Source organism: Pseudonocardia sp. ICBG1142, assembly GCF_020496255.1.
Classification (GTDB): domain Bacteria; phylum Actinomycetota; class Actinomycetes; order Mycobacteriales; family Pseudonocardiaceae; genus Pseudonocardia.
On record NZ_JAHLJC010000030.1, the window covers coordinates 857238 to 872086 of the forward strand.

Annotated in this window: 13 protein-coding genes; 8 read left to right on the plus strand and 5 right to left on the minus strand. The window is 73.3% G+C overall.

All coding sequences use genetic code 11. The annotated features are described in order from the left end of the window. Window positions 1-3: 3 nt before the first annotated feature. Genes trmB through KPL59_RS18250 form a run of 3 tightly spaced genes read right to left on the minus strand, consistent with a single transcriptional unit; the run spans window position 4 to window position 2829 of the window. The gene (trmB, locus tag KPL59_RS18240) at window positions 4-816 is read right to left on the minus strand and encodes a tRNA (guanosine(46)-N7)-methyltransferase TrmB (RefSeq protein WP_226361481.1); all 813 of its coding nucleotides are present in this window, start codon (window positions 814-816) and stop codon (window positions 4-6) included. Next, entirely contained in the window at window positions 809-1807 is a 999-nt protein-coding gene (locus KPL59_RS18245) for a glycosyltransferase family 2 protein (protein ID WP_226361482.1), read from the minus strand. The genes trmB and KPL59_RS18245 overlap by 8 nt, the downstream gene beginning before the upstream one ends. A 56-nt stretch (window positions 1808-1863) precedes the next feature. After that, window positions 1864-2829, minus strand: a complete 966-nt coding sequence (locus tag KPL59_RS18250; protein WP_226361483.1) for a glycosyltransferase family 2 protein — start codon at window positions 2827-2829, stop codon at window positions 1864-1866. Between the two features lie 252 nt (window positions 2830-3081). Here KPL59_RS18250 and KPL59_RS18255 point away from each other — a divergent pair, with 252 nt between their 5' ends. Further along, window positions 3082-3771, plus strand: a complete 690-nt coding sequence (locus KPL59_RS18255) for a hypothetical protein (protein WP_226361484.1) — start codon at window positions 3082-3084, stop codon at window positions 3769-3771. After that, window positions 3761-4111, plus strand: coding sequence for a DUF6802 family protein (locus KPL59_RS18260; RefSeq protein WP_226361485.1), 351 nt, complete (start codon window positions 3761-3763; stop codon window positions 4109-4111). The genes KPL59_RS18255 and KPL59_RS18260 overlap by 11 nt, the downstream gene beginning before the upstream one ends. Before the next feature lie 17 nt (window positions 4112-4128). Here KPL59_RS18260 and KPL59_RS18265 read toward each other — a convergent pair whose 3' ends face one another. Next, window positions 4129-4581, minus strand: a complete 453-nt coding sequence (locus KPL59_RS18265; protein ID WP_020622344.1) for a hypothetical protein — start codon at window positions 4579-4581, stop codon at window positions 4129-4131. A gap of 79 nt (window positions 4582-4660) precedes the next feature. Further along, entirely contained in the window at window positions 4661-5254 is a 594-nt protein-coding gene (locus KPL59_RS18270; RefSeq protein WP_020622343.1) for a TetR/AcrR family transcriptional regulator, read from the minus strand. 148 nt (window positions 5255-5402) lie between these two features. Between KPL59_RS18270 and KPL59_RS18275 the strand changes: the two genes are divergently transcribed. The 6 genes from KPL59_RS18275 (at window position 5403) to KPL59_RS18300 (ending at window position 14849) form a co-directional block, all read left to right on the plus strand. Continuing rightward, window positions 5403-7022: an MFS transporter gene (locus tag KPL59_RS18275; protein ID WP_226361486.1), complete on the plus strand. Its 1620-nt coding sequence runs from the start codon at window positions 5403-5405 to the stop codon at window positions 7020-7022. A gap of 217 nt (window positions 7023-7239) precedes the next feature. Then, entirely contained in the window at window positions 7240-7587 is a 348-nt protein-coding gene (locus KPL59_RS18280; protein WP_226361487.1) for a hypothetical protein, read from the plus strand. Between the two features lie 386 nt (window positions 7588-7973). Next, window positions 7974-9800, plus strand: a complete 1827-nt coding sequence (locus tag KPL59_RS18285) for a phosphoenolpyruvate carboxykinase (GTP) (protein ID WP_226361488.1) — start codon at window positions 7974-7976, stop codon at window positions 9798-9800. A gap of 248 nt (window positions 9801-10048) precedes the next feature. After that, window positions 10049-12232 (plus strand): carbon starvation CstA family protein, encoded by a 2184-nt coding sequence (locus KPL59_RS18290; protein ID WP_226361489.1) that lies wholly within the window; start codon window positions 10049-10051, stop codon window positions 12230-12232. Beyond that, a complete protein-coding gene (locus KPL59_RS18295) occupies window positions 12229-12408 on the plus strand; it encodes a YbdD/YjiX family protein (protein WP_226359220.1) in 180 nt (59 codons plus the stop codon). Before KPL59_RS18290 ends, KPL59_RS18295 begins: the two co-directional genes overlap by 4 nt. A gap of 347 nt (window positions 12409-12755) precedes the next feature. Further along, a complete protein-coding gene (locus tag KPL59_RS18300) occupies window positions 12756-14849 on the plus strand; it encodes a hypothetical protein (RefSeq protein WP_226361490.1) in 2094 nt (697 codons plus the stop codon).

A 14849-nucleotide genomic window follows, 5' to 3' on the forward strand; every position in this document is an offset into this window, starting at 1 on the left:
GGGTCACTCGGGTGGGGATCCGGGTCGGGGGTGCTCCTGACCGTAGTCGGTCACTCTCCGTGTGTCACCGGCACCATGGGTGTGGTCGGCGATGTACAGCAGGTCACGAACCGGTCGTCCGTCCAGCCGGGCCCGGTCCTCGAACTTCGTGACCGGACGCCACGACGGGCGGTCCTGCCAGCCGTCCGGCCGGAGCGGGAAGCGGTCGTCCGGGCGCAGCGACGGCTCCGCGGAGACCACCCGGCGCATCTGCTCGGCGTAGTGCGGCCAGTCGGTCGCCAGGTGCAGCAGGCCGCCCGGGCGCAGCCGCGACGCGGCCAGCGCGGCGAAGTCCGGCTGGATCAACCGGCGCTTGTGGTGCCGCCGCTTGGGCCACGGGTCGGGGAAGAAGATGCGCAGTCCGTCCAGCGAGGCTGGCGGCACGACCCGGGTGAGCAGCTCCACGGCGTCGCCGCGCAGCAGCCGCTGGTTGGTCAGGCCGCCCTGCTCGATCCGCATGAGCAGCTGGGCCAGGCCCGGCTCGAAGACCTCGACCGCGACGTGGTCGATCTCCGGCTCGGCCGTCGCGAGCGGCGCGGTCGTCTCGCCCATGCCGGACCCGATCTCCAGCACGACCGGAGCGGTCCGGCCGAACATCGCGGCCGGGTCCCAGACCCCGGCGGCCACGACGTCGTCGACCTCGGCGCCCCACGTCGACCACAGCCGGTCCCAGGCGGACTGCTGACCCTCGGAGAGCCGGACGCGCTGGTGGACGTAGGAGCGGATCCGGGTGTCGTGCGGGTGCGGGGCCTCCGGGGCGGTGGCCCGGTCAGGCACCGGTGTTCCGGCTCGCGGGCAGCCGCACGTGGGCGGTGGCGCCGGGCAGCCGGCCGCGGACGTAGCCCGCGGTGGTGACGCCGAGGCAGGCGACGATCGCGACGGCGGAGTCGGCGTTGCGCTCCTTCGCCTCGCGGAGCACTCCCGCGGGCAGCACCTTCATCGTGTAGCTGCTCTCGGCGGACAGCGAGTCCCCGGTCCCGACGACCTTGGAGACGGCGGCCTTGGAGATGCCCTCGGCCCAGCCGCGGCGCAGCAGGTAGCGCCAGGAGACCCGGTCGTCGGACACCCGGTGGTCGACGGCGGCGCGCGGCTCGAACAGGATGCGCGGGTTCCGGCCGTCGGCGACGTAGGCCTGCCGGGCCCGGATGCAGAGCTCGGTCTCCTCGCAGCCAAGCGGGTTCTTGCCGATCCGGCCCATGTCCTCGGCGAACCCGCCGACGCGGGTGAACACCTCGGCGCGCAGGGACATGTTGCAGCCCATGAGGTTGCGCATCTCCGCCCGCTCGGTGGGCTGGCCGGTGTAGGTGCAGCCGACGACCCAGTCGAGCTCGCCGGTGGCGTTCGGGTCCTCGGGGGCGGCACCGGGCAGGGTCCGCGGACGCCCGTCGGGCCACTTCGGGTGGGCGATCCCGCCGACGCCGATCACGTCCGGGTCCTCGTACGGGGCGAGGAGCGCGCGCAGCCAGCCGGGGCGGGCCGCGGCGTCGTCGTCGAGGAAGACGACGACCTCGCCGGAGGCCAGCTCGACCGCGGTGTTGCGGGCGCCGGACAGGCCCTGCTTCTTCTCGTTCGCGACGACCACCACCCCGAGCGGCCCGAACTCGCGCTCGGCCCGCTCCCGCAGGCGCTCGTTGTGGTCGACGACGACGATCGTCTCCAGCGGGGTCACGTCCTGGTCGAGAACCGAGTCGACGGCGGCCTTGATGTCGAACCAGCGCTTCTCGGTGTAGACGCAGACGACCACGGTGGCGGTCGGCAGGGCGCTCACGTGCAATCGCTCCTCATGGTGCTGCGGACCGGCGGGGGCGGCCGGTACGAGCAGCGTCAGCGGGCGTAGCCGGACGCCTTGCGGCGCTGCTCCATGCGACGGTGCTCGGCCATCAGGGTACGCAGCACCCGGGTGCCGTCGGCGAAGGTCCGCAGGTTGGTCTCGCCGAACATGCGCTCCCGCTCGACCGACGGCACCTCGGTGATCGTCAGGTCGGCCGCGGCGACGCGGCAGTTCAGCACGGTCTCGATCTCGAAACCGTCGCCCCAGAGCATCGAGCCGTCCTCGGGCTGCGGCGCCGCCGGGTCCGGGAGCTCGAGCTGCGGCAGCAGGTCGGCCCAGAAGGCGTTGTAGCCGTAGCAGAGGTCGGAGTACTTGGTGCCGAACAGCCGGTTCGCGACGGTGTTCAGCCCGGCGTTGCCGGACTTGCGCAGCAGCGTGATGTCGTCCGAGCCGCCGCCCTTGCAGAACCGGCTGCCCTTGGCGAAGTCGGCGCCCTTGACCAGCGCGTTCACGAAGGCCGGGATCTCGTTCGGGTCGGCCGAGCCGTCGGCGTCGAACATGACGATGACGTCACCGGTCGCGGCGGTGAAACCGCAGGCCATCGCGTTGCCCTTGCCCTTGCGGGTCTGGGTGATGACGCGCGCCCAGGGCAGCGTGCGCCGCGCGACGGCGACCGTGTTGTCGGTCGAGTTGCCGTCGACGACGATGACCTCGTGCACGGCCGGCCGCACCGCGGCGATGGCCGGCAGCACGATCTCCAGGTTCCGGGCCTCGTTGCGGGTCGGCACGATCACCGACACCGCCGGGTTCGCGCTGCGGCGCGGAGCCGGGCGGGGCCGCGGGCGACGGAAGCCCTCGGGTCCCTCCGGCTGCGACGCCAGCGGAGCGCGCCCGCCGGGTCGGGCAGGGCTCGCCGGGAACGGCGACTGTCCGGCACCGGCACCGTTCTGACGCCCGGGGCGCGCGGGGGCGCTCGCATCGGGCGTGACGGTCTGGCGGGCGGGCGTAACGGCGCTCACACTTCCTCCATACAGGTCCGCTTACTCGTCCAACGACGCGATCACGGTCCGGTTGCGGTTCTGGTGTCGGGCGTCTTGGGTGTTGCCCGATCAGTGGACGTCCCTCGGGCCCGTGGGGTTGCCCCGGTCGGCTGATTCGTCCGTGTCCACGCTGCGGTTCACCCTTGCCCATGAAAGGGGACGGCGATCACCCGGGTCCGCTGCGCAGTCCTACGGATCCGCCCCGGAGCGGCCCACCCGACACTGGCGGGCATGGACCGGGAACCACCCTCGGGCAGCATCGGGCCGCCGCTGCGCACCGCGCTCGACCAGGCCCGTGTCGATCTTCTCGCGACACTGTCGGTGCAGGTCGACGGCCTGGCGGCGCACTCGGTCCGGCGCGCGGGCCGGGCCGGCGACCTCCGGTGGTGGACGGCCGCGCTCGACGGTCCCGCCCGCACCCTCGACGACGCCTGGGCGCGCCGCAGCGGACCGGTCCTGCGCCGCCGTGCGGCCGCAACCGCGCTACGACATCAGGGCGTCGGGGTGACGCACATCACTCACGGTGCGTCACTGTCGGGTGGTCGGGCTCTCACCGCCGCGGCGGCCCGGGCGCTCGCCGTCGCACCGGGCCGGGAGCGCGGGGCGGTCCTGTCCGGGTCGGCGGTGTCGGTGCTCTCGATCCTCCTGGCGGTCGGGCGCCTGCTCCCGGTCGCGGGCCCCGGCGCGCCGCTCGCCCTGGCCGGGTTCGTCCTGCTGGCGGGAGCACTCGTCGCGGCCCGGGTGCGGGCGGTGCGCTCGGCCCGCGACCGCGCGCTGGCCCGGCGGGTGCGCGACGCGGTGCTGACCGCCGCGGACCGCGAGCTGGCGGCGTGGATCGCGGCCGCGGAGCGGTCGTCGACGGGCCCGGCCGTACCGCGGCGGGCGTCGCGCCGCCCCGGGGAGCCGGCCCGTGCGCACTGAGCCGCCGGTGCCGGTCGGGAACGCGGTGCGGGTCGGGAGCAGGGTGTCGGTCGGGAGTACGGCGCCGATCGGGAGCGCGGTGCCGGTCGGGAGCACGGTGCTGGCGGGCGCGGTGGTCGCGGCGGCGCTGCCCGTCCCCTGGTGGGTGCGGGTGCCCCGGGCCCGGCCCGGTGTCGCGGGGTCGGTCCCGGTGTCCGGGCCGGCCGCCCGGGACGGCGACGGCGACGGCGTCGCGGAGACCCTCGTCGTCGAGACGGAGCGGGGCCCGGAGTTCTGGACCGACCTCGACGGCGACGGTCTCGCCGACGTGGTGACCGGTCTGCCCGGCTCCCCCGGTTGAGTCCCGGGGGCCCGGGGTCAGTCCTCGGGCTGCTCGGCCGGGGTGCGGCCCTCGCTGTCGGTGTTCGCGCCGCGCCGGAACCGGCCGACGCCGCGGCGCTGCTCGGCGATCGAGCGGTCGATGTCGGCCGACACCTTCTGCTGGCGCCGCCGCTCGCGGATGCGGAGCAGGACGAGCATCGAGATGCCGTAGGCGATCCCGACGACCAGCAGCACGACGCCGATCTTGAACACGATCTGCTGGACGCCGGTGATGCTGTCGATGTCGATGACCGAGATCATCCCCAGCACGCCGAGAGTCAGCAGATGGAACAGCACCACGAGCAGCCGGTTGATGGAGTGCGACGTCTCCTTGCTCTGGAAGACGTCCTCCAGGAACGGCTGCCCGGTGCGCAGCAGGATCTGACCGACCCCGACCGTGATCGCGACACCGACCACGACCAGCGCGAGATAGCCGCCGGTTCCCTCCACAGTGGGCCCCTCCCCGTGCGAGTACAGGACAGGAGACTACCCCGCGCGACCGGTTCCACGCGTTCTGTGCACGACGGGATCACCCGGGCCGGGAACGGGCTGCCAGCAGCGTCCGCAGGGTGTCGAGGAGCTCCTCGGTCGAGACCCCGCCGGTGAGCGGCGCGCCGGTCAGGGTGCGCAGGTAGAGGCCGTCCCCGACGAGCTGTACCAGCCAGGCCAGGACCGGGTCGTCGATCTCCTCGGACAGCGCGGCGAGCCCGTCGGCGTCGACGTCGGCCAGCGCGGTCCGGGCGGCCTCCCCTGAGGTGCTGCCGTCGGCGACGCGCAGGGTCGCGAGGTAGGTGCGGGTCAGTCCGACCGGCGACTCGTGGCCCGGCACCGAGGTGCGCAGGTAGTAGGCCACGGTGCCCGCCGCGTCCGAGCGCATGAGCTCCGCGTCGCGGGCGCTGCGTTCGCGCAGCCGCGCCAGCAGGCCGCTGACCAGAGCCTCCTTGGAGCTGAAGTGGTAGAGCAGCCCGCCCTTGGACACCTCGGCCGCCGCCGCCACCGCGTCGAGGGTCGCGCCGCCGGGGCCCTGCTCGATCAGCAGCGTCTCGTACGCGTCGAGGACCCGGTCGCGGGTCGAGCCCGGTCCCCGTGTCCCCGCGTTCCGTCGTTCGGACTGGGACGCCATGGGCGAAGCCTAGTGCCCGTGCCCCGCCTCACAGTCCCGGCCGGGAATGGACTGTACCGTCTGGACGGTATAAAGATGTACCGTCTGGACGGTAAAGACGCGTCCGGATCAGGGCCCGACGGAACGACGAGTGCAAGGGAGAACGGCGATGTCACGGCCGGAGGTCGGCGCACGGGGCGCGGCGAGGGACAGGGGCGGGCCGGACGTGGCGCCGCTGCCCGGGCTGCGCGCCTGGCTCGCACTCGCGGTGCTCGCCATCCCCACGCTGCTGGTGTCGATCGACAACACGGTGCTCGGCGTGGCACTGCCGGAGCTCTCCGCCGCGCTCCGCCCGGACGCGGCGACGCTGCTGTGGGTCGTCGACGTCTACCCGCTGGTGCTGGCCGGGCTGCTGGTCACGATGGGAACCCTCGGTGACCGGATCGGCCGCCGCCGGCTGCTGATGATCGGCGTCGCCGGCTTCGGCGTGGTCTCGCTGCTCGCCGCGTTCGCGACCTCGGCCGCCCAGCTCGTCGCGGCGCGCGCCCTGCTCGGCGTGTTCGGCGCGATGCTGATGCCCTCCACGCTGGCGCTGCTGCGGTCGGTGTTCCTCGACCGGACCCACCGCAGGCTCGCGCTGGCGATCTGGGCGACCGGGTTCGCCGCGGGCGCGGCGCTCGGCCCGATCGTCGGCGGGCTGCTGCTCGAGCACTTCTGGTGGGGCTCGATCTTCGTGATGAGCGTGCCGCCGATGGCGCTGCTGCTCGTCGTCGCGCCGCTGGTGGTGCCGGAGTCGCGGGAGACCGAGCCGGGCCGGCTGGACCTGGTCGGCGTGGTGCTGTCGCTGCTGACGATGGGACCGCTGGTCCTGGCGCTGAAGCTGGCCGGGTCCGCGGGCGGGGTGACCCCCGCCGTCGTCGCGTCGGTGCTGGTGGGTGTCGGCGCGGGCACCGCGTTCCTCGCCCACTACCGGCGACGCGTGCGGCGCGGCCTGGACCCGCTGATCGACCTGGAGCTGTTCGCCCGCCCGGTGCTGCGGCACAGCGCGCTGGCCAACGCCACCACCATGTTCGGCCTCACCGGGCTGCTGTTCTTCTCCGCCCAGTACCTCCAGCTGGTCGTCGGGTACTCGCCGCTGCAGGCGGGCCTGCTCCTGCTGCCGGGCTTCGTGGTGACGGTCGTGGCCGGGCTCGCCGCCGCGCGGCTGGCCCGCCGGTTCGCGCTGCACCAGCTCGTCGCGACCGGGCTCGCGCTCGTCCTGACCGGCTACGTGGCCTGCCTGTTCCTGCAGGTGGACTCGGCCGTCGTGCTGCTGATGTCGGCCGCTGTGCTGATCGGCGCGGGGATCGGGCTGTCCGAGACCGTCACCAACGACGCGATCCTGGCGGCCGCCCCGCCGGAGAAGGCCGGTGCCGCGGCCGCGGTCTCCGAGACCGCCTACGAGGTCGGTGCGGTGCTCGGCACCGCACTGATCGGCGGGGTGCTGTCCGCGGTGTACCGGGCGGGCGTCGTGCTCCCCGACGGGACGCCGTCCTCGGCCGGGGAGACCCTCGGCGGGGCGGCGGACGTCGCCACGACGATGCCCGCCGACGCCGCCGCGGCCCTGCTGGCCTCCGCACGGGAGGCGTTCGTGCACGGGGTGGACGTCGCGTCCGGGACGGCGGCGGTCGTCGTCGCCGTGGTGCTGGTGACGGCCGGGCTCGGCCTGCGCCGCGCGCACCGGGACGTCCTGGCGGCCGGTGCCTCCGCGGTGGACGCCGACGCCGAGCCCGCGGGCGCCCGCCACTGACCGCTCGTCGCGGGGTGTGAGCGACGAGTGACCACCCGTGACGGTCACGGGTGACCGTCCGGCCGCCCGGACGAGTGGTTCCGGCGGCGCGCGGCCCCGTCGGACGCTCGTTCGGCGGATCCGGTGTGCACCGGCTGGTTCACTACGGCTCGTCCGCGACGACCGGCACCGACGATCGGTGCCGGTCGTCGGTGCCGACTCCACACGGGAGACAGCCGTGCCGTACGAGGTGGTCAGCGCCTACACCCTGGTGCTCGGGGAACACCCCGGCGACGTCGTGGAACCCGACCCCGGGGGCCCGGATGCCGGGGGTGCCGTCGCCGGTCGCCCAGAGGTCTCGATCCACACCACCGCCGAGGACGCCTGGCGCGCGCTCGACGCCGGCGTCCGCGAGCGCTGCGGGATGCGGCCCCGGCCGCGCCGGGTGATCGACCCGGACGCCGTCGTGCGGCTCGCCGACGCCTGGCGGGCCGGTGACCCCGCCGCCCGGTACTGGCAGGTAACCGCCCACCGGCTGCCGATCATGGTCCCGGAGCTCGCGCGCTCCGTCGCAACCGTGCGCTGACCCTTCCGTTCTCGAAAGCCCTAAGTGCGTTCCGAGAACGCGTTGAAGCGGTTGCTTCCGGTCTGCGGGTGAATTTCGGCGACGTTTCTCCGAGAATGTGCGTGCCGATGTCACGGACCGTCGGCGAATCTGTCACCGGGAACAGGTTGCGTTCGTGTGACATGGCTGTCACCTGGGCGGACATCGCCGTCGTCCAGCGCGTACTGGATCGATTTACATGATCGGTGCTGTGCCTGACCTCTCAACTCCACCCGTGGGTAGCGCACTATTTCGCAGGTAGCCTCGGAAACCACCTTTTCCCGTCTGGGCCCGTCACCGACTCCGGTCGCGGGCTCGTCGTAGTTCCCCCGGTGGCGGGCCGGGGCCGGCGAGGAGAACAGGACGACATGACTGCAGCGACCGTTCCGGGCACCGACAAGGCACCGACCACCAACCAGGGCGTCGCGGCCTGGGTCCAGGAGATCGCCGAGCTGGCCACCCCGGATCGCGTCGTGTGGTGCGACGGTTCGGACGAGGAGTGGACCCGGCTCACCGACCAGCTGGTCGAGGCGGGGACCCTCACGCGCCTGGAGAAGAAACCCAACTCCTTCTACGCCGCCTCCGACCCCGACGACGTCGCGCGGGTCGAGGAGCGGACCTTCATCTGTACCGAGACCGAGCGCGGCGCGGGCCCGACCAACAACTGGGCCGACCCCGCCGAGATGAAGCGGACCATGACCGAGCTGTACCGCGGCTCGATGAAGGGCCGGACGATGTACGTCGTCCCGTTCTGCATGGGGCCGACCGACTCGGACGACCCGAAGATCGGCATCGAGATCACCGACTCCGAGTACGTCGTGATCTCCATGAAGATCATGACCCGGATGGGTGCGCAGGTCGTCCCGCTGCTCGACGTCGCGGGTGACCGCTGGGTCAAGGCGCTGCACTCGATCGGCGCCCCGCTCGCCGATGGCCAGGCCGACGTGCCGTGGCCGTGCAACGAGACCAAGTACATCAGCCACTTCCCGGAGACCTGGGAGATCTGGAGCTACGGCTCCGGCTACGGCGGCAACGCCCTGCTCGGCAAGAAGTGCTACGCGCTGCGCATCGCCTCGGCGATGGCCCACGACGAGGGCTGGCTCGCCGAGCACATGCTGATCCTCAAGCTCATCAGCCCGGAGGAGAAGGCCTACTACGTCGCGGCGGCCTTCCCGAGCGCCTGCGGCAAGACCAACCTGGCGATGCTGCAGCCGACCATCCCCGGCTGGCGCGCCGAGACCGTCGGTGACGACATCGCCTGGATGCGCTTCGGTGAGGACGGCCGGCTCTACGCCATCAACCCGGAGTTCGGCTTCTTCGGTGTCGCGCCGGGCACCAACTGGAAGACCAACCCCAACGCGATGCGCACCATCGAGGAGGGCAACGCGCTCTTCACCAACGTCGCGCTGACCGACGACGGCGACGTCTGGTGGGAGGGCCTGGAGGGCGACCCCCAGCACCTCACCGACTGGAAGGGCAACGACTGGACCCCCGAGTCCGGCACCGACGCCGCGCACCCGAACTCGCGCTACACCGTGCCGATCGCGCAGTGCCCGGTCGTCGCGCCGGAGTGGCAGGACCCGAACGGCGTGCCGATCTCGGCCATCCTGTTCGGTGGCCGCCGCAAGACCACGATCCCGCTGGTCACCGAGGCCCGCAGCTGGCAGCACGGCACCTTCATGGGCGCCACCATGTCCTCGGAGAAGACCGCGGCCGCGGCCGCGGCCGGCGGTCTCGGCCAGGTCCGGCGCGACCCGATGGCGATGCTGCCGTTCCTCGGCTACAACGTCGGCGACTACTTCGCGCACTGGGTGAACCTCGGCAAGAGCGCCGACGCCGAGAAGCTCCCGAAGATCTTCTACGTCAACTGGTTCCGCCGCGGCGAGGACGGCCGCTTCCTGTGGCCCGGCTTCGGTGAGAACAGCCGCGTCCTCAAGTGGTGCATCCAGCGCATGGAGGGCACGGCGGCCGCCGTCGACACCCCCATCGGCTTCGTGCCCACCGTCGACCAGATCGACCTCGAGGGGGTCGACGCCGAGCGCGCCGACGTCGAGGAGGCCCTCGCGGTCGACGTCGAGGAGTGGAAGGCCGAGATCCCGCTGATCGAGGAGTGGTTCGCCAAGATCGGCGACGACAACCTCCCGACCTCGATCCGCGACGAGTTCGAGGCCCTGAAGCAGCGCCTCGGCGCCTGACCCACCGCGGCCCCTGCCGCGCGAGACCCACGGAGCCCCCACACGCCGTCCGGTGTGCGGGGGCTCCGTGCTGCGCCTGCACGGGGCCCGTGAGGTGGGTGTCCCCGGATCGGGAAGGACGCGGCCGGTCGAGACTCGGTAACGGCGTCCCCGGACCGGTGACAGGCAACGTTGCCCGACGTAACGTTCCCGATCGGGCCGGCCCCACGACGGCGTCGGTCGCGCACGGTGCACGAGCGGGGGACGGCATGGTCACGACGGAGCGACCGGGAGAACCGGGGACCGGGGGGACGGGCACGACCCGTCGTCGCGACCCGAGGCAGATTGCGATCTGGGTCGCGGTGGCGGTGGTGGGCGCGATCGCCTGGTCGATCGTCGCGTTCACCCGCGGCGAGGAGATCTCCGCGGCCTGGCTGGTGTTCGCCGCCGTCGCCTCCTACGCGATCGCCTACCGCTTCTACTCCCGCTTCATCGCCCACCGCGCGTTGCGCGTGGACGACACCCGCGCCACACCGGCCGAACGTCTCGACGACGGGCAGGACTTCCAGCCCACCGACCGGCGGGTGCTGTTCGGTCACCACTTCGCGGCCATCGCCGGCGCGGGCCCGCTGGTCGGCCCGGTGCTCGCGGCACAGATGGGCTACCTGCCCGGCACGATTTGGATCATCGTCGGGGTCGTGTTCGCGGGCGCGGTCCAGGACATGGTCACGCTGTTCTTCTCCACCCGCCGGAGCGGGCGCAGCCTCGGCCAGATGGCCCGCGAGGAGATCGGGCCGGTCGGCGGGACGGCGGCCATCGTCGCCGTCCTCGCCATCATGGTGATCCTGCTGGCGGTGCTGGCGCTGGTCGTCGTCCAGGCCCTGGCCGACTCGCCGTGGGGCACGTTCTCGCTCGCGATGACGATCCCGATCGCCCTGTTCATGGGCTTCTACCTGCGCTACCTGCGCCCGGGGAAGATCATCGAGGTCTCGGTGCTCGGCGTCGCGCTGATGCTGCTGGCCATCGTCGGCGGCGGCTGGGTGCAGAACTCGTCGTGGGGCGAGGTCTTCCACCTGACCGCGAACCAGCTGACCCTCGCGCTGGTGGTCTACGGCTTCGCCGCCTCGGTGCTGCCGGTCTGGATGCTGCTCGCGCCGCGCGACTACCTGTCGTCGTTCATGAAGGTCGGCGTGGTCGTGCTGCTCGCCGCCTCGATCCTGCTGGCCTGGCCGTCGCTGCAGATGGACGCGCTGACCCGGTTCGCCTCCGACGGGCAGGGCCCGGTCGCGGCGGGCTCGCTGTTCCCGTTCGTCTTCATCACCATCGCCTGTGGTGCCCTGTCCGGGTTCCACGCCCTGGTCGCCTCGGGCACGACGCCGAAGCTGATCCAGAAGGAGTCCCAGATCCGGGTCATCGGCTACGGCGCGATGCTCACCGAGTCCTTCGTCGCGATCATGGCGCTGGCCGCGGCCTGCATCCTCGACCCCGGCCTCTACTTCGCGATGAACATGCCCGCGACGGTGCTCGGGCCGACCGTCGAGACCGCCTCCGCCGCGGTGGCGCAGATCGGGTTCACCATCTCCCCGGCCGACCTCACCGCGGCCGCGCAGGCAGTGGAGGAGCACACACTGGTCGGCCGCTCCGGCGGGGCGCCGACCCTGGCCGTCGGGCTGTCGACGGTGTTCTCCCAGGTCTTCGGCGGCGACGCGATGCGCGCCTTCTGGTACCACTTCGCGATCATGTTCGAGGCGCTGTTCATCCTCACCACGGTGGACGCCGGCACCCGCGTCGGACGCTTCATCCTGCAGGACACGATCGGCAACGTGGTGCCGCGCTTCCGCGACACCAGCTGGCGGCCGGGCGCCTGGATCTGCAGCGCCGTCATCGTCGGGGCATGGGGCTACCTGCTCTACGCCGGCGTCAACGACCCGCTGGGCGGCATCTACCAGCTCTTCCCGCTGTTCGGCATCGCCAACCAGCTCCTCGCCGCCGTCGCACTGGCCGTCTGCACCACGCTGCTGATCCGCTCCGGCCGTGCCCGCTACGCACCGATCACGCTGGTCCCGCTGGTGTTCGACGCCGTCGTCACCCTGACCGCGAGCTACCAGAAGATCTTCTCCGACAACCCCAAGCTCGGGTTCTGGGCCCAGCGCGACCAGTACCAGGCCGCGCTCGACGCCGGGAAGACGAGCCTGGGCACCGCCAGGACCGTCGAGGCCATGCAGAAGGTGGTGGTGAACACGACCGTCGACACCGTGCTCACCGCCCTGTTCGCGCTGCTCATCGTGATCGTCCTGGCCGACTCGGTCCGGGTGTGGGTCGCCGCGCTGAGCGGACGCCCGCTGCCCGGCGGCTCCGAGGACCCGTACGTCGAGTCCCGGATCCAGGCCCCTGCCGGGCTGATCCCCACCCGCTCCGAACGCGAGCTCGCCAGGGCCGGGGGCTCCGGATGAGCCGGCTCCGGGCGTTCTGGACGTTCCTGCGCGAGCTCGCCGGGGAGCGCGACTACGAGCGGTACCTGGCCCATCGGGCGGCCCACCACCCCGGTGCGCCGGTGCTGGGTGAGCGCGAGTTCTGGCGGGAGCGGACCGACCGCCAGGACCGTGTTCCCTCCGCCCGCTGTTGCTGATCGGGTAAATTCACTCCAATGGGGCAGTGTTTGAACTGCCTCGGTCGCTCAGTGTGGACAGCGAAGGACGCCGAAAGGGGCGACGTTGCCCGGTCTCGACGAGATCGGCCCAGCGTAGAGCCCTGACCGGTAGCCTTTCGCGGGAAATCGGGGACGTCCGAACGGCGATCCCGCACCCGCCGTGTACCCCGAACGGGACACGGCTCCGTCGCTCCTCGTGACGGCGGCCGGCCGGTCCCGGCCGGACGATCACGGCGGAGGCGGAACACCGGGCCGTCCACGGCGATACACACCGTGAACGTCGTCCCCGGGGCGACGACACGGGTACGGCGGAGGTGTGAGACGAGATGCTGGACGTCCGGGTGTCCGAGGACACGGACATCGACGCGCTCGTCGCGTTCGTCGAAGGGCTGGCGTCGGCCGGCCGCGGCGGAGGGGCACCGCGGGCGGCGGCGGCGCGGATCACCGCCGAACTGCGCGCCGGCCGGGTGCCGGCCGGTCTGCGGACCCTGTCGACCGCGCTGGGGGCCGCGGCCCCGCCGCGCTCCGAGGAGGACCCCGCCCACCCGTCGACACTGCTCGGCGTGGTGGCCGAGGAGCCGCTCGTCGTGCTCTCCGACAGCAGCCCCGGCGAGCTCGCCAGGGCGCTGGCCGAGCTGACCGGCTACGGCATGCGCGTACTGCTGACCGGTGCGTCCGCCGAGCGGGTCGCCGCGGTGCACGACTCGCTGCCGGTGAGCGTGGAGGGCCGGGTCGCCACCTCGTTCCCGGAGCTGCCGGTCCGCGAGCTGCAGCGGCTGCGCCGCCTGCTGGCCCGGGTCGGCGCGGACCGTACCGCCCGGCGCGGCCAGCGCCTCCCCGACGCCGACGGCATGCCCGACCCGGCCGACGTCGCGGGCTGCTGCGAGCGGGCCGCACGGGTCGTGGCCGGTGCCGAGACCGGCGAGGCCCGGATCGTCCCCGGTCTGCTGCGCGATCTCGACGCCGCCCGGCGCGGGGCCGTCACCCAGGTCTCCCGGTGCGTCCTGGGCTCGCTGCAGGCCATCGCCGCGGCCCCGGACGCCGAGCGGCTGCGCGAGGTCGTCGGTCGCCTGGTCCACCAGGGACTGCGCGCCGAGTTCGAGGCGCTGCAGGGGCACGCGGCCCGCCAGCGCGACGACCGCGCCCGGCACGCCGCCGGTCCCACGGTCGAGATCGTGGAGCCGCTGCCCCAGGGCGGCGCCGACCTCGTCCGCCGCTACCTGGACTTCCTCGACTCCGGCGGCCGGACCCGGTCCTACTTCCGCCCGCAGGAGCAGAAGGACGCCGAGCCGCACCTGCGCCGCTTCCGTGTCGGCGGGGAGGCCCCGCAGACCTACGACCACGTGGTCGCGATCGTCCGGCACCTGGACTTGGCGCGCCGCGACGACGAGATCGCGCGGCTGTGCGCGGTGCTGGGCCTGCCGATCCCACATGACCCCTCCGAGCTGCCCGCGCTCACCGACACCCTGGACCGGGTGGCGGCGACCGCCCGGTCGGTCGGCGCGCTGCGCCACGACGTGCTGTTCCTGCAGCAGGACTCCCCGGTCTCGGTGCCGGACCTGGCCGCCGCCGAGCGGGTCGCCCGCGCGATCGTCGACTACGCCGAGCACGGCGACCCCGCCGAGGCCGCCGACGAGCTGGAACGCCTGGCCGCCACCTGCGCCGACCGGGTGCCCTACGGGGCACGGGCGCCGGAGCACGACGCCGTCGTGGACGCGCTGCGGGCACACGACCCGCAGGCCTACGCCGACGCGCTCGAGGAGCTCGACCGTGCCCGGCGCGAGGTCGCCGACCGCGACGAGCTGGACCGGCTGCTCGGCGAGCTCGCCCGGACCCACCCGCAGCTCGCCGAGACCTGGGCGGCCGACGCCGGCCGTGGCGTCCCCGGCTTCGGCCTGGTCGTCTGCGAGCCCCTCGACGACGTCCTCGGCGCGCTGCCCCCGGCGGACACCGCCGACCTGGTGGTCGTGCTGGGTGCGGGCGCGATGCAGGCCGACGGTCTGCTGCTGACCGCGGCGGCGCCGCGGATGCTCGCCGTCGTCGGGGACGAGCCGCGGGCCGCCTCCTCCGGGACGACACTGCTCGAGGTGCTGAACCAGGCCTCGGCGCGGTTCCTGCGCGGCACCGGGGACCGCACCGCCGCCGTGCGGCCGGGCCCCGGGGCCCCGGACGTGCCCACGCTGCCGTCGGTCCCCGCCGCCCGGACGGCCGCGGAGGCACCGGAGGTCCCGGTCACCGTCCCGGTGCAGGCCGGACAGGCAGGCGCCCACGAGACCGTCGACCCGTCGGTGCCCGCGCCGCGCCCGGCTCCGCGCGGGTCGGACACGACCCCGCACGACGACGAGCCGTCCCGCCCGTCGACGCCGTCGGCCATGGCACCGGGCCCGCGCCCGGCGGTCACGGGCGGCCGGGACGACTGA

What these genes read in the sequence shown, in the direction of transcription:
- KPL59_RS18255 (WP_226361484.1), top strand. Translation starts at nt 3,082, where the DNA reads ATGGACCGGGAACCACCCTCGGGCAGCATCGGGCCGCCGCTGCGCACC.
- KPL59_RS18285 (WP_226361488.1), top strand. Translation starts at nt 7,974, where the DNA reads ATGACTGCAGCGACCGTTCCGGGCACCGACAAGGCACCGACCACCAAC.
- KPL59_RS18270 (WP_020622343.1), bottom strand. Translation starts at nt 5,254, where the DNA reads ATGGCGTCCCAGTCCGAACGACGGAACGCGGGGACACGGGGACCGGGC.
- KPL59_RS18275 (WP_226361486.1), top strand. Translation starts at nt 5,403, where the DNA reads ATGTCACGGCCGGAGGTCGGCGCACGGGGCGCGGCGAGGGACAGGGGC.
- KPL59_RS18290 (WP_226361489.1), top strand. Translation starts at nt 10,049, where the DNA reads ATGGTCACGACGGAGCGACCGGGAGAACCGGGGACCGGGGGGACGGGC.
- KPL59_RS18300 (WP_226361490.1), top strand. Translation starts at nt 12,756, where the DNA reads ATGCTGGACGTCCGGGTGTCCGAGGACACGGACATCGACGCGCTCGTC.
- KPL59_RS18295 (WP_226359220.1), top strand. Translation starts at nt 12,229, where the DNA reads ATGAGCCGGCTCCGGGCGTTCTGGACGTTCCTGCGCGAGCTCGCCGGG.